The 23985-nt window shown below is 38.2% G+C and carries 22 protein-coding genes and 1 tRNA gene; 8 read left to right on the top strand and 15 right to left on the bottom strand.

Annotated features, from left to right (window positions below):
- Positions 1-17: 17 nt before the first annotated feature.
- On the top strand, positions 18-1760 hold the full coding sequence (locus tag ABIB30_RS09235) for an OmpA family protein (protein ID WP_354301307.1): 1743 nt from the start codon (positions 18-20) through the stop codon (positions 1758-1760).
- 153 nt (positions 1761-1913) lie between these two features.
- Here ABIB30_RS09235 and ABIB30_RS09230 read toward each other — a convergent pair whose 3' ends face one another.
- Positions 1914-2315: a response regulator gene (locus tag ABIB30_RS09230; protein ID WP_354301305.1), complete on the bottom strand. Its 402-nt coding sequence runs from the start codon at positions 2313-2315 to the stop codon at positions 1914-1916.
- 302 nt (positions 2316-2617) lie between these two features.
- On the opposite strand from ABIB30_RS09230, the gene ABIB30_RS09225 reads away from it, so the two are divergent.
- The 3 genes from ABIB30_RS09225 to ABIB30_RS09215 all read left to right on the top strand — a co-directional run bounded on the left by ABIB30_RS09225 (position 2618) and on the right by ABIB30_RS09215 (position 4348).
- Complete coding sequence (locus ABIB30_RS09225; protein WP_354301303.1) at positions 2618-3490, top strand: universal stress protein; 873 nt, start codon at positions 2618-2620, stop codon at positions 3488-3490.
- A 20-nt stretch (positions 3491-3510) separates the two neighbouring features.
- Positions 3511-3930 (top strand): hypothetical protein, encoded by a 420-nt coding sequence (locus ABIB30_RS09220; RefSeq protein WP_354301300.1) that lies wholly within the window; start codon positions 3511-3513, stop codon positions 3928-3930.
- A gap of 130 nt (positions 3931-4060) precedes the next feature.
- Complete coding sequence (locus tag ABIB30_RS09215; protein ID WP_354301298.1) at positions 4061-4348, top strand: hypothetical protein; 288 nt, start codon at positions 4061-4063, stop codon at positions 4346-4348.
- Positions 4349-4421: 73 nt separating this feature from the next.
- Here ABIB30_RS09215 and ABIB30_RS09210 read toward each other — a convergent pair whose 3' ends face one another.
- Both ABIB30_RS09210 and ABIB30_RS09205 read right to left on the bottom strand, forming a co-directional pair.
- Positions 4422-5291: a universal stress protein gene (locus ABIB30_RS09210; protein ID WP_354301296.1), complete on the bottom strand. Its 870-nt coding sequence runs from the start codon at positions 5289-5291 to the stop codon at positions 4422-4424.
- 1 nt (position 5292) lies between these two features.
- On the bottom strand, positions 5293-5712 hold the full coding sequence (locus ABIB30_RS09205) for a PAS domain S-box protein (protein WP_354301294.1): 420 nt from the start codon (positions 5710-5712) through the stop codon (positions 5293-5295).
- 144 nt (positions 5713-5856) lie between these two features.
- Between ABIB30_RS09205 and ABIB30_RS09200 the strand changes: the two genes are divergently transcribed.
- The gene (locus ABIB30_RS09200; RefSeq protein ID WP_354301292.1) at positions 5857-7047 is read left to right on the top strand and encodes an acetate/propionate family kinase; all 1191 of its coding nucleotides are present in this window, start codon (positions 5857-5859) and stop codon (positions 7045-7047) included.
- 5 nt (positions 7048-7052) lie between these two features.
- Positions 7053-9428 carry a phosphoketolase family protein gene (locus ABIB30_RS09195; RefSeq protein WP_354301290.1) on the top strand — a complete coding sequence of 792 codons (2376 nt, stop codon included), beginning with the start codon at positions 7053-7055 and terminating at the stop codon, positions 9426-9428.
- 11 nt (positions 9429-9439) lie between these two features.
- On the opposite strand, the gene ABIB30_RS09190 is transcribed toward ABIB30_RS09195, so the two are convergent.
- A complete protein-coding gene (locus ABIB30_RS09190) occupies positions 9440-9730 on the bottom strand; it encodes a VIT1/CCC1 transporter family protein (RefSeq protein ID WP_354301623.1) in 291 nt (96 codons plus the stop codon).
- Between the two features lie 36 nt (positions 9731-9766).
- Between ABIB30_RS09190 and ABIB30_RS09185 the strand changes: the two genes are divergently transcribed.
- Positions 9767-9967: a hypothetical protein gene (locus ABIB30_RS09185; protein WP_354301286.1), complete on the top strand. Its 201-nt coding sequence runs from the start codon at positions 9767-9769 to the stop codon at positions 9965-9967.
- Between the two features lie 480 nt (positions 9968-10447).
- Here ABIB30_RS09185 and ABIB30_RS09180 read toward each other — a convergent pair whose 3' ends face one another.
- From ABIB30_RS09180 to ABIB30_RS09165, 4 genes are all read right to left on the bottom strand, one after another.
- Positions 10448-10708, bottom strand: a complete 261-nt coding sequence (locus tag ABIB30_RS09180; RefSeq protein ID WP_354301283.1) for a hypothetical protein — start codon at positions 10706-10708, stop codon at positions 10448-10450.
- A 691-nt stretch (positions 10709-11399) separates the two neighbouring features.
- Positions 11400-11473: transfer RNA gene (locus ABIB30_RS09175), tRNA-Arg, on the bottom strand.
- Between the two features lie 70 nt (positions 11474-11543).
- Positions 11544-12935, bottom strand: a complete 1392-nt coding sequence (locus ABIB30_RS09170) for an exonuclease domain-containing protein (protein ID WP_354301281.1) — start codon at positions 12933-12935, stop codon at positions 11544-11546.
- Positions 12936-13001: 66 nt separating this feature from the next.
- The gene (locus ABIB30_RS09165) at positions 13002-13409 is read right to left on the bottom strand and encodes an OsmC family protein (protein WP_354301279.1); all 408 of its coding nucleotides are present in this window, start codon (positions 13407-13409) and stop codon (positions 13002-13004) included.
- Between the two features lie 130 nt (positions 13410-13539).
- Here ABIB30_RS09165 and ABIB30_RS09160 point away from each other — a divergent pair, with 130 nt between their 5' ends.
- Positions 13540-13779 (top strand): hypothetical protein, encoded by a 240-nt coding sequence (locus tag ABIB30_RS09160; protein ID WP_183866411.1) that lies wholly within the window; start codon positions 13540-13542, stop codon positions 13777-13779.
- Positions 13780-13788: 9 nt separating this feature from the next.
- On the opposite strand, the gene ABIB30_RS09155 is transcribed toward ABIB30_RS09160, so the two are convergent.
- The 7 genes from ABIB30_RS09155 to ABIB30_RS09125 all read right to left on the bottom strand — a co-directional run bounded on the left by ABIB30_RS09155 (position 13789) and on the right by ABIB30_RS09125 (position 23966).
- Positions 13789-15027, bottom strand: coding sequence for a spore maturation protein (locus ABIB30_RS09155; protein ID WP_354301277.1), 1239 nt, complete (start codon positions 15025-15027; stop codon positions 13789-13791).
- 90 nt (positions 15028-15117) lie between these two features.
- Positions 15118-17958, bottom strand: a complete 2841-nt coding sequence (locus ABIB30_RS09150) for a S9 family peptidase (protein ID WP_354301275.1) — start codon at positions 17956-17958, stop codon at positions 15118-15120.
- Between the two features lie 179 nt (positions 17959-18137).
- Positions 18138-19940 carry a membrane protein insertase YidC gene (gene yidC / locus ABIB30_RS09145; protein ID WP_354301273.1) on the bottom strand — a complete coding sequence of 601 codons (1803 nt, stop codon included), beginning with the start codon at positions 19938-19940 and terminating at the stop codon, positions 18138-18140.
- Between the two features lie 20 nt (positions 19941-19960).
- Positions 19961-21577, bottom strand: a complete 1617-nt coding sequence (gene pyrG, locus ABIB30_RS09140; protein ID WP_354301271.1) for a CTP synthase — start codon at positions 21575-21577, stop codon at positions 19961-19963.
- A 462-nt stretch (positions 21578-22039) separates the two neighbouring features.
- Positions 22040-22579 (bottom strand): hypothetical protein, encoded by a 540-nt coding sequence (locus ABIB30_RS09135; RefSeq protein WP_354301269.1) that lies wholly within the window; start codon positions 22577-22579, stop codon positions 22040-22042.
- 30 nt (positions 22580-22609) lie between these two features.
- Positions 22610-23350, bottom strand: coding sequence for a 3-deoxy-manno-octulosonate cytidylyltransferase (kdsB, locus tag ABIB30_RS09130; RefSeq protein ID WP_354301267.1), 741 nt, complete (start codon positions 23348-23350; stop codon positions 22610-22612).
- 1 nt (position 23351) lies between these two features.
- A complete protein-coding gene (locus ABIB30_RS09125; protein ID WP_183866417.1) occupies positions 23352-23966 on the bottom strand; it encodes a deoxynucleoside kinase in 615 nt (204 codons plus the stop codon).
- Positions 23967-23985 lie beyond the last annotated feature (19 nt).

Genomic DNA, 23985 nt, shown 5'->3' with positions numbered 1-23985 from the left:
TCAAATAGAGAACGAACATGAAAAAATATATCATTGCCGCGCTGTTGCTGTTCGCATTCAAGGCACAAGCACAGTATATACTGAAAGAGGCAGACCAGCAATTCAATCTTTATAACTATAGTAAAGCGGTTAAACTATATGCTGCGGCTTATCAAAAGAAACAGACTGCCTACAGCGCTTCTCGTCTGGCAGAAAGTTATCTCAAAGACTTCAATTACACGGAAGCTGAGAAATGGTACACCACCTCGGTGTCTATGCCGGATGCAATATCCGAAAACCGGTTGCAATATGCAAAGATATTGCAGAACAACGGGAAATATGAGGAAGCCAAAGAGCAGTTTAAACAGTATATGTCTACCTCTAATACAACTGATGCTAAACTTTTACAGAATTGGATCGCGTCTTGTGATTCGGCCAAATTGTGGATGCAGCACCCCGCAGATGTGAAAATTAGCAGTGAATCTGGTTTGAACTCTGCTGCCTCAGACTGGGCACCGGTAAGCTATCAGAACGGTATTGTTTTTACATCAGACAGATATTTTACAGCAAGCCATATGGTGGGCAAAAAGCATCGGCCATTCTTGAAGTTTGATGGTAGAATGATCTTACCCAGTGATCAAATTTATTTGTGGACAGGCAGAAACTACAACCACCTTTATTTTAAAGACGAGAATGATAGTTTGACCTTGTTCCCACTTGATCCTGGTACGAATTACCATGTTGGAACTTCGAGCTTTACAGCTGCTGGTGATATGGTTTTCTTCACCTTAACCAGGATACCATCAACAATCAAAAAGTATGAAAAAATAAGAACCATTAATATAGAGATATATTCCAGCCAGAAGGATGGTGCTGGGAAGTGGTCAAAGCCTGTTCCTGTTCCATTCAATAAGGTTTCTGAGTACTCAGTGGGCGACCCGTTTATCACAAAGAAGGGGGATACGCTTTACTTTTCTTCCAATATGCCTGGAGGCCTGGGTGGAACAGATCTTTATAGAGCTATAAAAAGTAGTTCGGGCGATTGGCGTGTGCCACAGAATTTGACTGAACTGAACACGGCTGGCAATGAGCGGAGCCCTGTATTTGATCATTCCGGTAACTTTTATTTTGCGAGTGACGGAAGGGTTGGAATGGGAGGTCTTGACATTTTCAGGTGCAACAATTTTGGCAATGGCAAAAGTCATATAGAGAACCTCAAATATCCGGTCAATTCATCAAAAGATGATTTTGCCTTTTCGGCAGGGAATGACGTTCAATATTTCTCTTCAAATCGGGATGGCGGACTCGGAGCAGACGATATCTATAGCATGAAGATAGCACAGAAGAAACCTGAAGTTGTCATTACACCAGTCATCGTTGCTGACCCGGACCCGAAAATACCAGTAGAGGGGATTGGTGAAGATGAAATCGTACTCAAGCCAATTTATTATAATTTCGACAAATACAATATCAGACCTGAAGCGGCTAAGGAACTGGATAGGTTAGTAGCCATAATGGATGAAAATCCGAATATTGACATTATACTCGGTTCTCATACAGACAGCAGGGGTGTGGATGTGTACAATCTTTGGTTATCACAGAAACGTGCAGAATCGGCGGCGGCTTATCTTGCTTCACATGGTATAGCAAAATCGAGATTAACAGCAAAGGGATATGGGGAGACCAGGTTGGTAAACCGCTGCGCAAATGGGGTGAGCTGTAGTCTAAAAGAGCATCAGGCGAATAGAAGGACTGAATTTAAGATCAGGAAAAAAGACTAAATCAATCATTGCATTTCCATAATTATAGTTTAGTGTTTAAATGAGCAGGCACCGGTTGGTTAGGTGCCTGTTTATTATAAGTACATTAACGAAAAACCAATAGCTAACTAGCTGATGATTTTTTTTAATATAGCCATGAAATAACAGTGTATCTTAAGAAATTGTATTATTGGTGATAATTCCTTCTTTTAAACAGTTATCAACACATCTCATTAGATCATGGTCGTTAAATGGCTTAATCAGATAATTCGTAACGCCCATGGAATTAGCTTTTAGTCTTTCAGAATTTTCTGATTTTGCTGTAGAAAATATAAATGGAATATCTTTTGTTTTTTGTTGTATTCTAAGAGAATCATAAACGGTATAGCCATCCATGTCACACATCACAATATCACAAATCACTAAATCAGGTATATGCAGGTTAGCTAAACTGACACCCATGCCACCGCAAGACGCTGTCAATACATGATAGCCCTCAAGTTCAAGTATTTCTGCGATACTTTCTCTTATATCTTCATTATCCTCAATCAACAAAATTACTTTTTTTGGAATCATGTATTATATTTTAGGAATGAGAAGTTCAGATCTGATAATATTTACGAACTGGATGCGAAATTTTGAAAAGAACAAATTATATGATTCACAAAATAAAGAGGCTGGAAAAAGATAAAGAAGAAGTTACTGATTTTTTATTGAACTAGAAAGAAATGAATCAATTAAAGGCCTGCTTTAGTTGTATTGTACTAATTAAATTAAAATATTGACTATCATTTGTTTATGTGACCGCTGTCATGTTTCTTCTTGTTTTTTTTTCTAAAATTTGTTAGGTGGTTCATAGAAACTAAATAATATATATCATGAAAAAGATCCTGGTACCAACTGATTTTTCTGTGCCAGCCGAAAATGCAGCACGATATGCTGTGCAATTGGCAAAAGCCTTAAATGCTAATATTTTACTGTGTAATGCAATTAAAGCACCTGCTGACACACCTATTGCGGCTCAGGTTACATGGCCTTTAATGGATTACCCTACTTTAAAGGAAGAAGTTACAAGTGATCTGGATGTATTAGTTCAAAAATTATGTGCTTCGACTAATTTGGATAATAATCAAAGTGTATGCCCACGGATAGCTTATGAAAGTGCCAGAGGGAATGTTCATGAGGTAGTAAGTACTTTGGTCAAAGAAAGAGAAATAGATTTGGTGGTGATGGGAATGGCTGGCGCTGGTGGGGTAATTCAATTTCTACTGGGCAGTAATAGCAAGGAAATGATTGAAAAGGCAGATTTCCCTATTTTACTGGTTCCTTATGTAGCTGGTTTTAAGAAAATAAGAAAAATTGTATTTGCGACAAATTTAGATATACATGAATTAGGCCCTTTGAAATCATTGATTAATCTGGCCACATTACTGGATGCTGAAATCACTATTACTCATATCACCTATAGAGAAATTGAGATAGATAGCAAGCAGCAGTATAAAACGGAGGCGTATATGAATGATGTTGTTGCTAAAATAGATCATCCTAAAGTTAAGTATGAGAAAGTTTGGAACACGGATTTTGATAGTGGATTGAACTGGATTATTGATCAGCAGGAAATAGATATGGTAGCTATAGTTCACCATCGGCATCATATTCTGGAAATAATATTTAGCGGAAGTCATACCCAAAGACTTTCGAGGCATACTGAAATACCACTTTTGGTATTTCCGCCAGATGAAGAAAATTAAAAACACTAATTCAAAAATAGATGGAAACACTAATTAAGTTATCCGCGCGTTCGCTTGAATATTACATTAACGCCAAAAGATGGAATGCTGACCTTGAATTTTATAAGGATGAAATTGATTTTCTGAATAAATTACTTAAAGAAAATTTTATACATCTGACAAATTCCAAAAGAAATATTGTAATTATTCACCTGATAGGTAAACTGGCTGAGCTAGTTAATGAGAAACATCAGGTCAAAGAATTACTGGATCATCAACTTAAAGACCTGGAGCTTTTAGCCGAAGATCTGTTTATTGAAAGTAAAGAAGCTATTGCAGGTAAACAAGCTCATTTAGAATATTTGATAAGAGATTTGGTAAATGAATACCGGGAAATAAAAAAAAGCATTTTTGTATTGCTGGATCGAATTCTGACCGAAGACGAGTTAAAAGTTAATTAACTCGTCAAAGATGGGCAGAACAAAGATGCGGCATATAATGTTCTTTGACTTAGTATCTGATATTATGAAAATTACAATGCTATTAACTCTGCTGGTTTTTTCTCCGATATTTTTAATTGGGAAGCCACAAATGGAAAATAACAAGCTAAATCAGGTTAATGGTTCTGTCGAAATAGCAAAACTGATACAAGAGCAGCTCAGGAATAATAAGAATGGCCTGTATTATCCTGAAACTGTAAAAAGGGTTTATGCACAGACTAATTATAGACTTTTATGGGTACTGCCAGATACTGTGAAATATCATACATGGGACGCTATGTTGATGCTGGACTGTGTCTTGCAATTTGGATTAAATCATGCAGATTTTCATCCGGAAAAAATACTATTTGACAAGTTGCATAAGTTGATTGATCATTGATTTATTCTGAAATATGAAAAAGGTAAAAGCCATATCTGAAAAAAACTTCTTAAAGAAGAGCTGGATCGGGAATTTAACCAGGTAAAATTAATAATGGAGATTTTTGGTTTCTGATTAATCTCTTAGCGCTGCCTTCATGAAATAGCTTCCATAAAAAAGAATGTGTTTTATGGACTATTACAAGAAGATCGGCATGGGTTTCTTCTTCAAATTCTATCAGATCCTGAACAATATTCTTTCCCTGTATGTTTTTAAAAGATATTTTTTTGAAGGTCAGCTTGCCCATTTCCTGAATGAATTCAGAGAGATGGTATTCTTCATTAAAATCAATTACGATCGGAGTTGGGGGCGAAATATGACAGACGTGAATATGAAACTTAAACAAATCAGCCTTTTCTGTTAAAAGCTTTAATTGTTTCATGTCTTCAATTTCAAGGTCTGTTGCAAAGATTATGGTTTTTATAGCGTCAGCTAGTATTTTTTCAGAGATCAACAGCACAGGGCAATTACTTTTGTTGACAATAGTATTGATACAGCCACCAAACAGGAATTCGTTACCATGATGTTGACGGCCACCCATAATCACCGCCATTATATTTTTCTCCTTTTTGATTAAAGCTGCTACAGTGGAGAAGGTATGATCTTCATCTGTGATTGTTAAAACTGGTATTCCGGAAACATTAGTGTCCCTTTTTAAAATACACTCAAGTCTTATTTTTTCAATTTCAAGGCTATCGATACTTTGCTGTTTTGTGCTATCGTCATATTCAATTGGAAAAGGGGTTTCTGTTGAAGATAGTATTGTAGGCGTAGGGTAAATATTGCACAAAACAATATCCATCTTCATCTTGATGGCCAGATTCAATGCAGATTCTGCCGCATTTTTAGCGTATTTGGAAAAATCAGTTAAAACTAAAATAGTTTTCTTATTTATCTTTTTCATATTAACTGATAAAATTGCGGTTGTTATTTTGATAATCAGCCCGTATTTTAATTTCTGATTTCTGAGTACCTAGTTCATGAATAAAGCAGGTAAAAACTTTCCTTCCTCTGTTTTCAAACTTACTTGTTGCTAATTGAAAGGGGAAAATTGTGCCGTCTTTTCTTAAACCATTTACTTGAAATGTAATACCTGTGATATCGGGGATTATCCGGGGCAAATAGCGTTGCCTGTAACTCAGACAATCCAATTTATTTGTACAGGGCATAAATGCCGAAATGTTTTTTCCAATTGCTTCTTCCGGTGTATAACCGAAAATCTTGCAGGCCGCTGGATTCACAGATTCAATCTTTCCAATAAAATCTACAGTAATAATGCCATCTATTGCATTATTAAGTATGCTAATTAATGCCAGGTTGTCCATTGTATTTAATTTAAAATATGTTACCGGATATAAAATTATAAGATTATTTAATGTTGTAACATGATGATTATCAGTCATAAAAATGAGTGTCGTCACTTTTTTTTATTCGAAGTAGACCGAGCTTGGTAAGCAGTTAACATGATTATGAAAAGTAAGCTATCCACCTATATTTTATGTTTGAATTCAGGCTCTTCGAGTTTAAAATTTAGCCTTTATCATCTTGTTTCCATGCAAATGGAAGTCAAGGGTGCGATTAGTGCTATAGGAACAGCAAGTGGGTTATTTAAAATCAACGACAGTCGTGGCACTTCACTGAAAAATGAATCCGGGTTGTTTAAGGATATGCATACAGCAGTTGAATCGTTAACCGAATGGCTGGATGAAAATCAAAACAAATATCCGTTAGCCGCTATAGGTCATAGAGTGGTGCAAGGAGGACCAGCTCACAGGGCACCCGAAATGCTGACTGAACAACTATTGGCAACATTAAAGCAGTTCATATTCCTTGCACCTAACCACTTACCAGAGGAGCTTGCGATAATTCATACATTTCTGGAAAAGTTTAGAAATCTGCCACAGGTTATTTGTTTTGATACTTTTTTTCACCGTAATATGCCCTTTTGTGGCCATCACTATGCTTTACCATCAAAGTATACCAGTAAAGACCTGATCCGATATGGATTTCACGGGCTGTCCTATGAATATATTATGCTGAGGCTTAGCGAAAAGCGTTTACCAGTAAAAAGCAAAAAGATTATCATTGCTCATTTAGGGAATGGAGCGAGCCTGGCTGCTGTGAAAAACGGAATTTCTATAGATACTACAATGGGGGTGAGCCCAATGGGAGGACTTGTGATGAGTACCAGGAGTGGAGACCTTGATCCTGGAGCCCTTTTGTTCTTACTCAAAAAAAATAAACTTTCTATAGATGAATTAGAGGAGCTGTTAAGTAAGCAATCTGGATTGAAGGCAATTGCCGGGACAGGTGATATAAAGGAATTATTGGAAGCTGAACATTTTAATAGTGCCGCTGCCAGCGCATTAACCTTATTTTGCTATACCATAAGAAAACAAATAGGAGCATTAACAGCTGCTATGGGTGGCTTGGATATTCTCGTATTTACAGGAGGAATAGGAGAGAATTCGGCTATTATCCGTAGCCGGATTTGTAAAGAGCTTGGTTTTTTCGGAATAGAATTAGACAGCAGGTTAAATCTTTATAGCCGTGAAGTTATTTCCTCAGAAAAAAGCCGGGTTCTGGTTTACGTAATTAAAACAAATGAAGAACTGGTCATTGCCAGGCATGCTCAAAATATGGTCAAACTAAATAACTAATCATCATGAATATAATTTCTGATCAAACCATTGAAAAAATGCATGCCTACTGGCAGGCTGCTAATTTTCTTGCCGCCGGACAAATCTACCTTCAGGATAATCCTTTATTAACAAGCCCATTAAAATCAGAAGATATTAAACCTCGTTTACTCGGTCACTGGGGAACTTCTCCGGGGCTAAACCTCATTTACGTTCATCTCAACAGGTTGATTAAAGAAACAGATGCTGACATCTTGTATGTCTGTGGCCCCGGACACGGAGCTCCTGCGATAGTGGCAAATACTTATCTGGAAGGTACATATACAGAAGTTTATCCAGCAATTACGCAGGATAAAACAGGAATGAAGCAGTTATTCAGGCAATTTTCTACTCCAGGAGGGATTCCAAGTCACGTAAGTGCACACACGCCGGGGTCAATTCATGAAGGTGGAGAGCTGGGTTATGCACTTTCACATTCATTTGGTGCAGCTTTTGACAACCCAGAATTGATTGTAGCTTGTGTGGTGGGTGATGGTGAGGCAGAAACAGGCCCGCTGGCAGGCAGCTGGAGTGGAGCGTCATTTTTGAACCCGATGAGAGATGGAGCGGTATTGCCAATCCTCCATTTAAACGGATATAAGATCTCTGGCCCGACAGTATTGGCCCGTAAAAATAATGAAGCCTTAACTCAGTTATTCAAAGGGCACGGATATGAAGTGTTTTTTGTGGAGGGAAATGATCCTATGACTGTGCATCACCAGTTTGCAGAAGTACTGGATGAGGTATATCGCAAAATTAAGCTCATCCAGCAAAATGCAAGAATCAGGGGGATATTTAACGATATCTATTGGCCGATGATTGTTTTGAGAACTCCAAAAGGCTGGACAGGTCCTAAAGAATGGAATCATGTCCCTATAGAGGATACTTTTCGCGCACATCAGGTTCCTTTGGCTGGTGTTAAAGAAGATCCCGGGAAGTTAAAATTGCTGGAAGAATGGATGCTGAGTTATCAACCCGAAAAGTTATTTGATCAGGATGGCCGGCTTATTCCAGAGCTTGCTGCTTTGGCTCCATCAGGCAATAAAAGAATGAGTGCATCTGCCTATAGCAATGGCGGTCTTTTATTGAAAGAATTAATTTTGCCTGATTTTAAGGATTATGCACTCCCAATTTTAGCACCTGGAAAGATAGAGGCAGAAAGTACCCGGAATTTAGGTCGTTTGATAAGAGACATTTTTAAACTGAATGAGGAAAGAAAAAACTTCAGATTATTCTGCCCGGATGAAACTACTTCTAATCGGTTGGAAGCAGTATTTCAGGTTACTAAGCGATGTTTCATGGAGGAGATTATCGATAAAGATGAAAGTCTCTCCAGGGACGGCCGTGTGATGGAAGTGTTAAGCGAACATCTTTGTGAGGGCTGGCTGGAAGGATATCTATTAACAGGCAGACATGGAGTTTTTCCTTGTTATGAAGCATTTGTGACTATTGTGGATTCGATGTTCAGTCAATATGCCAAATGGATTAAAACTTCAAAGGAATTACCTTGGCGCAAACCAGTGGCTTCATTGAATTACCTGTTAACATCACATGTGTGGAGACAAGATAACAATGGATACAGCCATCAGGGGCCAGGATTTATTGATACTGTGGCGAATAAAAAGAATACAGTGATCCGTATCTATTTACCACCTGACGCAAATACACTTTTATCTGTAATGGATCATTGTTTTCGCAGCAAAGATTTTGTGAATGTAATTATAGCTGGCAAACAACCTGAATTGCAGTGGTTAACAATAGAAGAAGCGGTTGAACATTGTAAAGCAGGGGCATCTGAATGGAAATGGGCTGGTAATGCAGGAAAAGAAGCCCCTGATGTAATATTAGGTTGTGCAGGAGATGTTCCTACGCTTGAAACAGTTGCTGCGGCAAGTCTTTTGCGTGAACATTTGCCAGAATTAAAAGTACGTTTGATTAATGTAGTTGATCTGATGTCTTTATCGCCGGTCGCTTATCATCCTCATGGGATGAGTGAAGAAGTTTTTGAATCACTATTTTCTAATACTACCCCTGTAATTTTTGCTTTTCATGGTTATGTACGTATTATTCATGACCTGGTACATGGACGGCCAGATCCTGCAAGGTTTCATGTTAGAGGGTATATGGAAGAAGGAACGACAACTACGCCATTCGATATGGTCGTGCTGAATCAAATGAGCCGTTATCATCTGGCAATGGAAGCTGTAAAAAGAGTTCCTCATTTCCATCAGCAGGCAGATTCGTTTATTGCTTATTGTGAAGATAAACTAAAAGAACATAAAAACTATATCTGTACTTACCTGGATGATATGCCCGAAATAAAGAATTGGAAATGGAAGGATAAGGTAATTATTGAAAAATAATTCAGCGAACACTAAGTTGTTTTAACACCGAAAAGATAGCCTACAGCAGCGGTCATTAACATCGCTGCTGTTCCCCAGAAACAAATCCGGATAACAGCTTTACTCACAGAAGATCCGCCTGCTTTCGCTGCAACAATTGCAGAAATAGCTAAAAATACGATCGAAAAACTATATTGATAAATGACCATCAGGTGAAGTGGTGCAAAAATAGACACTAGCATTGGGAGCATTCCGCCCGTAATAAATGAACCTGCTGAAGCTAAAGCGGCTTGCATTGGTTTTGCCTGGGTAATCTCATTGATGCCGAGTTCATCCCTCGCATGTGCACCTAAAGCGTCGTGCGCAGTGAGCTGTGTAATCAGCTTCTTTATTTAAGTGAAGGGAATTGGGTACCTGTAGAAGCGGTGATTGATTACCTGATTGAAAAGGATAAGTTCAATGTTCTTCGTTTTAAACCTGTAAGAACTAAAGCATTGAGATTGGAAGTCCATCTTCCTAAAGATAACTCTTCTGGAATTCATGAATGGGTGGTTGAATAACGTAAGGATTTTTTAGTATTTCCAGATAGAACTTGTAACTAGGTTCTGGTACAGTAGTACACCAGAACCAATGGAATAGACAGGTTAATATTAAGATTGATTACATGTCCTGAATGGAAAGTTTGTTTGAAAAGTGAAAGACCGCCCGGATTAATCAGTTCCATAAGTTCACATGATCCAGATCATTATCCGCCGATTCAAAGTTTGTGAAATTTGCAAGTGAGATATCTTTCCTTGATCTAGTCCGAGACTTTTATTAGATTTTTTTTATTGAGCTCCCGCTCCAGAATCATCCCGGGGACGCCTTAATATTTTTCAAGCATTGATTCCATATTAAAATATAAGCAAAAATATTTATATTGGATCAAGCCATCAACTTGTGGGTCAGGGATTAAATTTCAAGTTGGGTTTGATATTTTTTGAGTTCAAAGCAGCTGGTTACGCTTCTTTAATAAGCTGATTACTTCCTGATTTTATAGTTCAATTTATCCTTATTAAACGCTCCTGATTACTTTGATAAGAGATCGGCCAACCCTTCAGCGGAATTCTTAGGGGGAGGAAAGATCCTGATTTTTCCAGGCTTGCTACTTTTACGAAAGTTCTCTGCTGCCTTTCAGTTTCCATTGATTGTTTCATTGTGCCCTTTACAGAACTTTTGAAACAACCTGTACTCCAAACTGCTGCTTTAAAAATGAAATCGTCCAGGATTCCCTTTAAAAATTTACCCGTTAAACTTCCCATAATAAATAAATGCCTTTCCACCAATGTAGGCTATTCGCGTTAAAGATTATCCTGATGCGTAAAAAATGTCCGTAATTGTCCGCAGCTGTCTGCAATTGTCCGCAGTTGTCCGCGGGTTAGTTAAAGGGAAAATTATAATTCCATTAATCTTCATCCGGTTATGATCTGGTTGTGCCTGAGTGGTGGTCGGGGTGAAAGCAGGTTGTAAACAGGCTTTAAGCATAGCAACTCTAAGTCATTTCAACTAGTTGTTTTGACCTGGACTTGCCATGCTCTCGCGTTACTTTAGCACTGCTCTTACCCTAACGAGTACTCGGACAGTACTCAGGCAGTACCCGGGCAGTACCCGGCCGATATAGATCTGTTATTTAGCTGTTTTGAATTTATTTACTAACAGCCCGGCCTTGTTTCCCCTGAGTCATTCCCATGCAAATTGAAAGCTTTCAGCGCAACTTCCAGAGGCATAAGCGCATCAGCGATAGCAAAGACTTTCTGTTTAGCGTGCCAAAATTTATGCTAAAAAAAGAGCCTGCTCCACAAGTTTATAACTTGACCCTGTTTATTTTCTTATTTAATCAGATGTGATTGTGAAGGAGTGGGCAAGGATTGATCCGTTGTCCAAAAATCTTTTTATACAAAAAAAGGCAACGTCTGGAGCAACGTCGCCTTTAATTAAGAGATAAATCTCCTGTACACCCAATAGGATTCGAACCTATGACCTACGGTTTAGAAAACCGTTGCTCTATCCAGCTGAGCTATGGATGCATTTCCCCTTGTTAGGGACGACAAAGGTAAGATTAAAGTACTTTAAACGCAAATCTATTTTAAAATAATTCTAGAATTGCATATATTTTGAGATCTCAATCCGCTGCTGAGGATGGGATTCTGCATGCGCAAGAATCAAATTCAGAATATAATCATTTGACGTATAAGGAACTATACAAGATTTTAGATTTTCCAGATCAGTGATGTCACTGTGAAAAGAAATATAACCCATCCCATAAAATTTACCTTCTTCGACCCATAAACAGCTCTTTTCTTCCTTATTTCTACCCGAATCTATCAAAGCAAAGGAGGGAAGTGCTACTTTTAAATGAGTAATGGCCTCATTAACTCGGACATTATACCCCGCCGGATCTTCAATTCCCAGGCAAGCGCCATGACAATTTCCTTTCTCGTGCGCGGTACAAGCCAGCCTGTTCTTCTGGATAAAACATAACTTCTCACATAAAGTATGTTCATTAATCATTCCCCGTAACATACTTTGTCCAGATAGCAAACTGTTGAAAGTATATAAAGCAGGACTGTTTTTCTTATACTTATCAATTCCCAGGCGGATATAACCCCTCTGGTCTTCGAAATCATATAAGGCATATTTCTGTTCAAAGCGCTTTAAGGCTCTGTTCTTTTCTGGCCAGTGTTTCTGTATTTCTGAAGCTTCCAGGATCAGCGCCATTAACTCAGTACCACAAACAGTAAAATCTACCTCGTGAATTTCTTTCAGGAAATCCTGTCTTTGCTTGTTGATCTTGTTTCCGGAGAAATGAGAATATACCCTTTTCCTGATATTTATAGCTTTACCAACGTAGATGATCTTTCCTTTTTGATCTTTGAAGTAATAGACACCAGGTTGCTCAGGTAAAGCGTCAATACTATCCCTTGATAAGTTTGGTGGCAGAACCTGTTCTTTTGAACTTTTCAATAAAGAAAGTGGAATAGCTCCTGCCACATCTTTGTCCAGTAATAGCTTTAATAATTTAGCTGTTGCTGCGGCATCACCACCAGCACGGTGACGATCATTTAATGGAATACCAAGCGATGCGCAAAGTTTGCCTAAACTATAAGAAGAAAGTCCGGGAATGATTTTTCTGCTCATTCTTACGGTACATAGTTTTTTGGATTGTAACACAAATCCTGAATGTGCAAGCTGATGCCTTACAAAAGAGTAATCGAAGTTTACATTGTGCGCTACAAAAATTTTGTCCTTTAAGAGCTCATAAATTTGAGGAGCTACTTGTTCAAACAGCGGGGCACCGCTAACCATCTCATCACTGATACCGGTTAAGGTTTGGATATAGATCGGTATATCTTGCTGAGGATTAATTAATGTTTCAAAACGGTCTATTACTTTTGAACCATCATGAATCAGGATAGAGATTTCTGTGATCCCGTTACCGGCGGCAAAACCACCGGTAGTTTCAATATCGACTACTGCGTATTTCAACATTTATTAAGCTATAGGTATATACAAATGTGCTAATAAATTTAGTAAAATAGCAAGTTATTCAAAAATTTATGCCAAGGTTGTTTCTATTTGTATAGGATTGCTCAGCATTTTATGAATAGGGCATTTATCTGCGATTTGCATTAACCTGGTTAATTCTGCTTCAGACAGGTCTCCACCAAATTCAATTTTACGTGTAATCTTGGTTGTAGTACTCATCTCTTGCTCATTACAGATAGCCAGATGGATTTTAATGGTGTCCAGCGCCATTTCTTTCCTGTCTGCATACATTCTGATGGTAATTGCAGTACAACTCCCTAAACTGGCTAAAAGTAACGCGCCAGGATTCATCCCTTCGTCAGTTCCACCAACATCTGCAGGTTCGTCTGCATAAATAAAATGTCCGCCTGCATAAACTTTGGTCAGGTAATGTGAACGGTCCAATTCGGTAACTGCGGTGATTTGTTTCTTATCCATAAGGTTTTTTTGTGGTTAAATTTAAGCTTAATATAAGCAGGAACTTAACAGAAAAATGTTGCCGGCTTAAAATTAGTTAAACATTTGATAACCATATTTGTTATGATAGACTAACTAACCAATTATGACCATGTTAAGTAATTATCTCAACTTCCAGTTTGATGTACAAGGCAAACCTGTCAGCGGTTTTTGCCTTCAGATTCAAGACGATTTTCATGAAACCTATGCTGTAATTGTGGAAGGCTATCACTCATTTTGTATCTGGCTTGATCAACCTTCCTCTACCTGGCGCTCTTCCAGATATACCAGTGTAGAACCCGGAATACTGGAAAAAATCATTAACTATCTCAATAGTCATAAATCTGCCTGATTCCAAAGGCTAATGAAAAAATAAGTAAGCTACAAACACAGCTGCAATAATTCCGGCTAAATCTGCAATCAAGCCAAATGGAATTGCATAACGTGTACGCTTAATACCTACTGAACCAAAATATAGTGCTACAATATAAAAAGTAGTATCCGCTGAGCCGTTAAAAACACAAGCTAAACGGCCTACAAATGAATCGGGGCCAAAAGTCTTCATCGTATCAACCATCATTGCTTTTGCACCGCTTCCGCTCAATGGTTTGATCAGCGCTGTGGGCAGGGCAGGCGTAAAGTCAGTATTGACGCCCAGGTGTATAAAACACCAGGTAAAACCATCCACGATATAGCCCAGGACTCCAGAATTTCTTAAGACGCCAATTGCAACCAGCATTCCTACTAAATAAGGAATAATCGTAATACAAGTAGTGAAACCATTTTTTGCCCCTTCAATAAAGGCATCATATACATTCACCTTTTTACGGACAGCGCCCAGAATAAACGCAATGATAATAGAAAAAAGGATAAAATTGGAAGCTACCCGTGAAACCACTTCAATCTGTTCCTTAGTCAGGTAGTTTGTGAAATAATAGATCATTCCTACCAAAAACACGGTAATGCCGCCTAACCAGGAAATGACTACGGTGTTAAACAGGTTAATCTTTTGCTTAATCGCAACAGCGATTAAACCTACTAAAGTGGCTACGTAAGTTGCAATCATGCAGGGAATAAATATATCTGCCGGATCTGCTGCTCCCAGAATTGCCCGCTGAGCCATAATACTCAATGGAATCAGGGTAAGACCTGAAGTATGCAACACCAAAAACATAATCTGCGCATTGCTGGCAGTATCCTTATCAGGATTAATTTCCTGTAAACTTTGCATAGCTTTCAAACCAAAAGGAGTTGCGGCATTATCCAGACCCAGTAAATTGGCAGAGAAGTTCATGACCATATGGCCAGTAGCGGGGTGGTTTTTTGGTACTTCAGGAAAGATACGGCTAAAGAAAGGGCCGATAATACGGGACAGGAAATTGATTGCTCCTGCTTTCTCACCGATATTCATAATGCCCAGCCACAAAGTCATAATACCTACCAGTGGCAGCGCAATATCCATCACACCCACCTTTGCAGATTCAAAGGTACCATCTACAATCAGTTTGAATATTTCTGTATCACCGAAAAAGATTAATCTGATGAGTGCCACAACGAATGCGATAAGAAAAAACGCAATCCATAGATAATTTAATGCCATATTTTAGTTTGAAGCCATGAATGTAAAAAAAAAGGATCTGTATTCATCAGAATACAGATCCTTTTTTATCATCAAAACGAATAATGTGAGTTAAGGCTTGTCGTCGGTCAGCTCAAAACCCCATGTTTTACCTTTTTCTATAGCTGGTATTCCGCCAGTCATCCAAACCGGTGCTTTAGCACCTTTCAGGTAATAATCAAAAAACTGCTGTTCGCGGATTTGAATATCTTTTCTGTTTTGACGCAGTACTAGGTTATGTGCTTCATTGTTATAATTTAATAACCATGCTGGTTTACCTAATCTTTTCAAACCAGTAAACATCTCGATGCCCTGGTACCATGGTACGGCTCCATCTGCATCATTAGACATGATTACTACAGGAGTAGTCACCTTTGGTAAAGAGAAAAGTGGGGAGTTCTCAATGTATAATTCTGGTTTTTCCCATAAAGTTGCACCAATTCTGCTTTGTGTTTTCTCATACTGGAATTGTCTGTTCATTCCAGATTCCCAGCGGATACCGCCATAAGCAGAAGTCATATTAACTACAGGCGCACCAGCCCAGGCAGCAGCATACATGTTGGTCGCTGTAATTAAGTGTGCAACCTGGTAACCACCCCAGCTTTGACCCTGGATACCGATTTTTGTTCCATCAACCCAGCTGTTCTTTTTCAATGCTTCTACACCTGAATTGATATATTCTTCAGCAGATTTTCCTGGGTATCCTTTTTCATAACTAATATCTGGTGCGAATACCAAATAACCATTGCTCACAAAGAATGAAATGTTCAATCTTGATGGCGTAGGGGCAGGGGCCTGGTAATTGTAAAGACCGTCCGTTAGTTTCTCATAGAAATAAGCAATCATCGGGTATTTTTTAGCCGGGTCAAAGTTCTCCGGTTTATATAAAATACCTTCTGCTTTATAACCTTTTGGCGTAGTCCATTTAACCAATTCTGCTGTTCCCCAGTTGTAATTTTGTTGCTGCGGATTGGTATTGCTTAATTTAGTTTCAGTTTTTAAATCAACAGATACATAAACATTAGGTGAAGCTGTATAGCTTGCTTTGTCATAAATAAAACGTTCAGCTGATTTTGCTTTTACTAATGGTGAGTATTTAAACTTAGCCATTACTACCAGCTCCGGGCTTTTAGTATCTCCGGCTTTTGTTTTATAGAATCCTTTTTCTTTAGTGATATTGTTATAAGCGCTCAACCACATGTCATCTTTTTTGCTGATGAACTGCGCAGCTGTATCTAGTTTTTCATAACGGAAAGTAATACCGCTTTGTCTTCCAAATCCATTGGTCATGTTTTTTGGCGCAGATTTTCCATCTGGTGTAAAGCTCCAGATATCATATTTATCGTAGATTAAAATTTGCTTATCTTCTTCAGTCCATCCTGCAAGACCATAAACTCTTGGATCATCAGGTACGTCGTTATCTTCATCAGCAAACTTTACAGTAGTATTGGTATTTAATGCCGTAGTTTTTCCGGTAACTACCGTATAAGCAGACCAGATTCCTGTTTTATTGTTGTAGAACAGCACATAATTTCCACCTGGAGAAACAGAAGCCTGACCATCTAAAGCCGAGATAACTTTCTTTCTTGTACCAGTTTTAGTGTCAACCAGGTAATAATCTTTGAGCGATGAACCAGTCCATTGTGCTTGCAAACGGTTTCCGTAATCTGTAGAAGCCAATACAAAATTAGCATCACCTTCTTTAACGATACTTGCCTCAGGAAGTTTAACGTCTGTTAAAGGAACGATTTTAGGATCGCTGCTAAAGATGTCGATAACCGAAAGATAACTTCTCTTCGCTTCTTTATCTGCGTTTTTTAGCTGAATAGGCTGCAGGTAATCATCTTTATATCCCCAAATGTCTACTTTGGCATGTTCAAAGTCTACCAGGGTAGTGTCTTTCTCTTTTTTAATTGGTGCAATGCCGAAAAACAATTTGTTTCCGTCTTTACTGAAAGTCAGTTTTCCGTCTCCGCTAACAGACCATTTAGCAGGCATACCGTCAATTTCATAATCTACTAAAGCTTGTGCGGTGTCCAGTGTCAGCGTGTTGAAATAGATGCTGTAATCTTTGATCTCTTTTTTCTCTGGAGAAGTTTCCCCTAAAAAGGCTACTTGCTCACTTGCTTCATCAAAAATGAAACTCTTGAAATTGCCTTTAGCACTCACCAATGTTTTAACCGTTCCTTTTTCAGTATTCAATAAGAATACACCAGGTTTTGCTGTTTTATCTTTTTTTGATCCAACACAGTTATAAACCAGTTGTTTACCGTTTTTACTGAATTCATATTCAGTAACATATTTAAAAGTTCTTTCAGCGCCAGTCAACAGGTTTCTTAAAACAAGGTCAGAACCTGCTTTATTAGCGGCGTCCTTTTTCTCATCTTTTGCTAAGAAATCATTTGCTCCGTCTTCTTTTTCTTCAGCAGCAGACTTTGCTTTCTTAGTGGTATCTAAAAGCGCTTCTTTCTGATAAGCCAGGTAATTTCCTGCGTTTGCAGGTATTTTGAATGATTTTATTCTAGGTACTTTAAGAACGGCAGCAGTACTCAGATTGACAAAGCCTAAAGAGTCTTTAGTCATTTCATCTGCTTTTTTCTTTTTAATCTTTTCCTGACGAGTAGTGGCAAATAAAGGTTTAATTAAAAAAGCGGCAAACTTGGAGTCTGCACTAAACATTAGTCTTTCACCTCTTGGTACATGTATTTTAGTGGTATTTGTCAGGTTGTTCAGGTACAGGTTGGCATCGCCTTCTTGTTTAACGATGGAATAAGCAGCCCATTGCCCGTTGTCTGATAACTGTTTAACGCCGGCATTTTCCCATGAATCATAGACCGTATGGTCTAATGGTTTTTTCTGGGCGAAGGCAGCGCTCGCAAAGAATAAGAGAAGAAGAGTAAGGTTTTTCTGCATAATTGAGGGGTTGGGATTTAAATTCAGCCTTAAAAATTGTAATTTTTTACCAATATATGCCATTTGTATATTAAATTTTACATAATTCCTAAACAATGGAGCTTTGCTAAATGGTATTAAAATAGAAATGGCCGCCTTTCTTAAAGAAAAGCGGCCATTTACTGGAATCTTTTGAATACTTATTTATTCTTTTTTTCCTGTGTTTTAACTTGTTGTTGTTGACGCATGTAATCGTCTAAACGAGTCTGGAACTTAGATTTTTTCTTTTGCTCTTCAGGTTTCTTTTTGTTTTCCTTCAGAATATTGTGGATTTTCTCATCGTTAACCATTGACTTGATCAGGAACTGCTGACCGAAGGTTAGCATATTCGCCAGGAAGTAATAGTAGTTCAAACCAGCAGGGTAGCTGTTCAGTACACCTAAGAATACAACCGGCATAATATAACCGATGTATTTCATTTGTCCGGTAGCACCTGATACCTGGTTATTGAAATAAGTATAAATCAGGGTAGAGATCGTCATCAATACACACATTAAACTTAAGTGGTCACCAATAAACGGAATTGTGAATCCAAATTTAATGAAGTCATCATAAGTTGAAAGATCATGCATCCATAAGAAACTTTGTCCTCTTAATTCGAATAAATTCGGGAAGAAGAAGAAGAATGCCATTACGATAGGCAACTGAAGCAGCATCGGTAAACAACCGCCCAGTGGATTTACACCTACCTGCTTATACAGTTTAAGATATTCCTGTTGTAATAAAGTAGCATTGTCTTCACCTACTTTGGCTTTAATCTCATCCATTTCTGGTTTTAAGATTCTCATTTTAGCCATAGAGATATAAGACTTGTAAGTCAATGGTGACAATACAACTTTTAAGGCAATAGTTAAGACTAAGATGATCAGACCGTAATTCCAGCCAAAGCTCTCCAGGAAGTTAAATACTGGCAATACAACAAACCTGTTGATGTATTTCAATGGCCAGTAACCCATTTCTACCAGTTTTTCAATTTCTTGTCCCTGAGCTTTCAGTACTTTGAACTGATTGGTTCCGAAATAGAACTTCATCTTGTAATTCTGCGCATCAAGCTGGTTGAAAGGAAGGTTTACTTTTGCAGCATATCCTTTTACATGACCTGGTTCAGTCAGGATTCTTACCGCAAGGTTAACCTTGTTAAAAGGATCAGCAGGAATCAGCACAGCTGAGAAAAAGTGTTGCTTAAAGGCAATCCACTCAATTTTAGCTTTAGACAAATTCTCTGTTTCATCTTTAGCAATGCTCAGGTGATCAGGGTTTTTTTCTGCATACTTGTAATAAGGTGCAGAATATTGCTGCTCGTTTTTCAACGATTTTTCCTGTTGAAGTAATACAGTTTCCCAGTCCAGTGAGATACTATCTCTCTGAATAACCTGGTTCATCCCTTTTAAGTTGATGTTGAAACCAACATTATGAGATTTAGGCTGTAAATCATAAACAAACTCAATGTATTTATCCGCGCTATAATTAGCGCGCATTACCATTGCATTAGCTGTTTTTGTTGCTGTAAAATAAAGATCATTGGTCTTTACCAATTTACCGCCAACGTTTAAGGTTAAGCCGAAAATGTTTTCGTCACCATCAAACAATACGACTGGTTTATCAAGGTAAGTCTTTTCACCTTTTACTTCTACAGCTTTAATTTTACCACCTTTATTAGTGAAAGTTAATTTTAAAGCTTCATTTTCTAATACGCTGGTTGTAGCAGTACCAGAAATACTGGTTCCGAAAGGACCTTTCAGCGCTGCTGAGTCTAATTGCGGAGCCGGTGCATTTTCAGCAAGAGCAGCAGGTGCATGTTTAACACCAGCTTTACTAGCGGAATCAAGAGAGATCCGCTCCCGTTCTTTCTTCATTTCAGCCTCACTTGGCTTGAAGAAATAGAAGGAACCCGCCAAAACGATCATGATCAGGAACAATCCTGTGAATGTATTTTTATCCATTATTGTTATTTAAACGCGTATTAGTTTGTTTTTTTCTTCGCATACTCCATCGCAGCGGCGACAAATTTAACAAAAAGTGGGTGAGGATTAGCAACTGTTGATTTTAATTCCGGATGAAATTGTCCACCAACGAAAAAAGGATGGTTTTTAAGCTCTACAATTTCCACTAAATGACTGTCAGGATTAGTACCTGATGCGATCATACCAGCTTCTTCATATTGACTTAAATAAGCACTGTTAAACTCATAACGATGTCTGTGACGCTCATTGATGTGCTGTTTACCGTAAGCAGCAAATGCTTTAGTACCTTTTTTAACATCACAAGGGTAAGAACCAAGGCGCATTGTACCACCTTTAGTTGTTACTGTTTTCTGGTCTTCCATCATATTGATCACAGGATCAACGGTTAATTCATCGATTTCAGTCGTATTCGCTGTTTTTAAGCCCAGTACATTACGGCCAAACTCAACAACCGCACACTGCATACCTAAACAAATACCAAAGAAAGGAACGTTGTTTTCACGAACGTAACGAATTGCATCAATTTTTCCTTCAATACCACGGCTACCAAATCCTGGTGCAACTAAAACACCATCTAAATGACCTAGTTTCTCTTTTGCATTTTCTGGATTAACCTCTTCAGAATGGATATATTCTACTCTTACTTTACATTCATTTTTAGCACCTGCATGAATGAAAGCTTCAATAATTGATTTATAAGCATCTGGTAATTCCACATATTTACCTACCAGGCCGATTCTGACTTCAGAAGTTGGATTTTTAAGTCTTCCTAAAAAGTCTTTCCAGCTCTCCATATCCGGCTCGTTTCTCTGTGCCAGTTTAAGTTTGCTCAATACTGTTTTATCTAATTGTTCCTTCATCATTAACAATGGAACAGAATAAATAGAAGAAGCATCGATAGATTCAATAACTGCATTGACGTTGACATTACAGAACAAGGCGATCTTTTTACGGATATCCATGTTAATATGCTGCTCTGTACGGCAAACCAGGATATCTGGCTGAATACCATATTCCAGTAATGCTTTAACTGAATGTTGTGTAGGTTTTGTTTTAAGCTCACCAGCTGCTGCAAGGTAAGGGATCAGTGTTAAGTGGATCACAATCGCGTTATTCGCGCCAGCTTCCCATTTGAATTGTCTTACCGCCTCAATGAAAGGTAGAGACTCGATATCTCCAACAGTTCCACCAAGTTCAGTAATCACGATATCATAGTCACCTGTTTCACCAAGAATACGCATGTTGCGTTTAATCTCATCTGTGATATGCGGAACAACCTGAACAGTTTTTCCCAGATATTCACCCTGACGTTCTTTGTTGATTACATTCTGATAAATACGACCTGTAGTGATATTGTTAGCCTGTGAAGTAGGTACATTTAAGAAACGCTCATAATGACCCAAATCTAAATCAGTTTCAGCACCGTCTTCAGTTACGTAGCATTCACCATGCTCATAGGGATTTAGCGTTCCCGGATCAATGTTGATATACGGATCGAATTTCTGAATGGTTACACGGTAACCTCTTGCTTGTAAAAGTTTGGCCAATGAAGCGGAGATGATGCCCTTACCTAAAGAGGAAGTAACACCGCCCGTAACAAAAATATACTTAGTCATGTTTGTGAGTTTGTGAAATAAAAGCCGCTTTTAAGGGCGTTTTTATTGTTTTTGTACGGGATACAAAGCTACGGAAATATTGTGGAATTGGGAAACTAATTGTGAATCTAATCGAATAACTGTGATTGGATGACGCTATTGCTCAAAAAAAAAGACCAGATAAAATACCCGGCCTTTTTCTATTTTATATTTGGTTAGAATATGCGTAGTTAAATAATGCTAAAACACCAGGCCGTAACACTAAGGTAAATCTAATATTAATTTTAGAAATTAGTATACACATTGGCGAATAAAACGAATTATAATTGTAATCAACTGATTTACAATGAGATTAATTATGTGTGTTATTTTGATTTATCGTTTTAAGATGTGAATATAGCGCCAATCGACAATTTTGAGTTAAAAACCGGGGAGTACGCAATTAATTATTCCTGGCAGTTGTCATACACTAACATTGTCGCGTTATTTGCAGCATTCATAGTAGTTTTTGACCTTTTTTTCCTGCTCAGACCAGGCAATATAAACCTTGCTTTCTTTGCCTAAACGGTATTTGAAACCATTCACACCAGTTTTTTTTAATTCTTCAAAAAAGTTTTTATCGGGTGTATTGTTGTCAGGTTTTTCTGATTCAGTGACCGCAGGTTCAATAAAATTCTCCTCATCAAAGAAAAGGGAAAGTTCTTCTCTCATGAATTGCAGCTGTTCTTTCTTTTTGCCCAAATCGATGCTCTCTTTATAGTTGTCGAGCAGGGCTGTGGCTTTCAGTGTTTTAGCATAAATCTGCTGACCACCCTGTGTGGTAATTGTAAAAACAAGCTCCATATTTTTTGGCTCGTCTCCATTCAGGACAATTTTAAACGTATCCAGTTTCGTGGTATCACTAAAAGAACGCAAAGCAGTCTTTATATGGGATGCACCATCTTTTAAGTGAGCTGGTTCTGAGGAATTACAAGCTGTTAAAAACAGGGCTAAAATTAAAAGGGAACTATAAACGCTTTTCATGCAGAGGTATTTTCTCCCTAAGATAGGGAATTAATTGCCCTTGATCCTAATGATTTTCTCCAGATCTTCGGGTGTATCTACGGCAAATGTCTCTAAATCAGTTACCTTGGTTTTTATTTTGTAGCCGTTTTCCAGCCATCTGAGTTGTTCCAGATTTTCTGCAAGCTCTAGTGAAGAAGGCTCCAGTTGCGTGATTCTTAACAGGGTTTCGGTTGTATAGCCGTAAATTCCTATATGTTTATAGAATTGAAAAGCCTTCAGCCAATCTTGTGGTGCTTTATTTCTTTGGAAAGGGATAGTCTGTCTGCTAAAATAAATGGCTTCCTGATTGGAATTAAGTACGACTTTTGGGGTGTTCTGATTGAATAATTCTTCTTCAGTATATATTTTTTTGATTAGCGTAGCTAGTTCAACCTTCTGATCTTCAAAGCAGGAACTCAATAAATCAATCTGAACCGGATCAATATAGGGTTCATCTCCCTGGATATTGATGATCACGTCAAAACCCGGGAAGTTTTTGGCCACTTCAGCACAACGATCTGTACCACTTTGATGATCAGATCTGGTTAAAGCGTATTCACCGCCAAATCGCTTTATTTCGGTAATAATTCTCTCGTCATCTGTAGCAATGACAACTTGATCAAGGCTTGCAGCGCTGCAAGCCTGTTCATAAACACGCTGAATCATACTTTTACCGTTGATATCGATCAGCGGTTTGCCCGGGAACCGCGTTGATGCATACCGGGCAGGAATAATTCCTAGTTTGGCCATTTTAAAAAAGTCCGTGTATTTCTGCTTCGATAGCTTGTATCACCGTACCCAGATCTTCCGGATTGTTTGTGAAATCTAATTTGTCTTTATCCAGGATCAGCAGTTTACCCAAAGAGTAGTTCTTAATCCAGGCTTCATACTTCTCGTTTAGTTTGGACAAATAATCCAGACGGATACTTGCTTCATAATCACGTCCTCTGCGTTGAATATTGTTCACTAACGTAGGAACTGAAGCACGCAGATAAACCAATAGGTCTGGTGGTTTAATGAAAGAGGTGATGTTCTCAAAAATATCTCTGTAGTTCTGGTGATCTCTTGTAGTCATTAAACCCATTTCATGAAGGTTTTCTGCAAAGATATGTGCATCCTCATAAATGGTCCTGTCTTGTATCACATCCCGTTTATTGGTTTGGATATCTACGATCTGCTGAAAACGATTGTTCAGGAAATAGATTTGCAAATTGAAACTCCAGCGTTTCATATCGCTGTAGAAATCTTCCAGGTAAGGGTTGTTGTCTACTTCTTCGTACAAAGCTTCCCAACCATAATTTTTAGCCAACAGGCTTGTTAAAGTAGTTTTACCGGCGCCTATGTTGCCAACTATTGCTATATGCATATGATCCTCTGATGAGCTT

The organism is Pedobacter sp. UYP1, from assembly GCF_040547305.1.
Lineage (GTDB): Bacteria > Bacteroidota > Bacteroidia > Sphingobacteriales > Sphingobacteriaceae > Pedobacter.
This window is presented reverse-complemented; position numbering and strand designations above follow the sequence as displayed.

Bases quoted from the DNA above. Each gene is read 5' to 3' on its own strand.
- ABIB30_RS09235 (WP_354301307.1), top strand. From the start codon at position 18: ATGAAAAAATATATCATTGCCGCGCTGTTGCTGTTCGCATTCAAGGCA.
- ABIB30_RS09155 (WP_354301277.1), bottom strand. From the start codon at position 15,027: ATGGCATTAAATTATCTATGGATTGCGTTTTTTCTTATCGCATTCGTT.
- ABIB30_RS09135 (WP_354301269.1), bottom strand. From the start codon at position 22,579: ATGAAAAGCGTTTATAGTTCCCTTTTAATTTTAGCCCTGTTTTTAACA.
- ABIB30_RS09180 (WP_354301283.1), bottom strand. From the start codon at position 10,708: ATGGGAAGTTTAACGGGTAAATTTTTAAAGGGAATCCTGGACGATTTC.
- ABIB30_RS09160 (WP_183866411.1), top strand. From the start codon at position 13,540: ATGTTAAGTAATTATCTCAACTTCCAGTTTGATGTACAAGGCAAACCT.
- pyrG (WP_354301271.1), bottom strand. From the start codon at position 21,577: ATGACTAAGTATATTTTTGTTACGGGCGGTGTTACTTCCTCTTTAGGT.
- ABIB30_RS09210 (WP_354301296.1), bottom strand. From the start codon at position 5,291: ATGAAAAAGATAAATAAGAAAACTATTTTAGTTTTAACTGATTTTTCC.
- ABIB30_RS09205 (WP_354301294.1), bottom strand. From the start codon at position 5,712: ATGGACAACCTGGCATTAATTAGCATACTTAATAATGCAATAGATGGC.
- yidC (WP_354301273.1), bottom strand. From the start codon at position 19,940: ATGGATAAAAATACATTCACAGGATTGTTCCTGATCATGATCGTTTTG.
- ABIB30_RS09220 (WP_354301300.1), top strand. From the start codon at position 3,511: ATGGAAACACTAATTAAGTTATCCGCGCGTTCGCTTGAATATTACATT.
- ABIB30_RS09125 (WP_183866417.1), bottom strand. From the start codon at position 23,966: ATGCATATAGCAATAGTTGGCAACATAGGCGCCGGTAAAACTACTTTA.
- ABIB30_RS09150 (WP_354301275.1), bottom strand. From the start codon at position 17,958: ATGCAGAAAAACCTTACTCTTCTTCTCTTATTCTTTGCGAGCGCTGCC.
- ABIB30_RS09225 (WP_354301303.1), top strand. From the start codon at position 2,618: ATGAAAAAGATCCTGGTACCAACTGATTTTTCTGTGCCAGCCGAAAAT.
- ABIB30_RS09170 (WP_354301281.1), bottom strand. From the start codon at position 12,935: ATGTTGAAATACGCAGTAGTCGATATTGAAACTACCGGTGGTTTTGCC.
- ABIB30_RS09195 (WP_354301290.1), top strand. From the start codon at position 7,053: ATGAATATAATTTCTGATCAAACCATTGAAAAAATGCATGCCTACTGG.
- ABIB30_RS09230 (WP_354301305.1), bottom strand. From the start codon at position 2,315: ATGATTCCAAAAAAAGTAATTTTGTTGATTGAGGATAATGAAGATATA.
- ABIB30_RS09215 (WP_354301298.1), top strand. From the start codon at position 4,061: ATGGAAAATAACAAGCTAAATCAGGTTAATGGTTCTGTCGAAATAGCA.
- ABIB30_RS09165 (WP_354301279.1), bottom strand. From the start codon at position 13,409: ATGGATAAGAAACAAATCACCGCAGTTACCGAATTGGACCGTTCACAT.
- kdsB (WP_354301267.1), bottom strand. From the start codon at position 23,350: ATGGCCAAACTAGGAATTATTCCTGCCCGGTATGCATCAACGCGGTTC.
- ABIB30_RS09200 (WP_354301292.1), top strand. From the start codon at position 5,857: ATGAAAAGTAAGCTATCCACCTATATTTTATGTTTGAATTCAGGCTCT.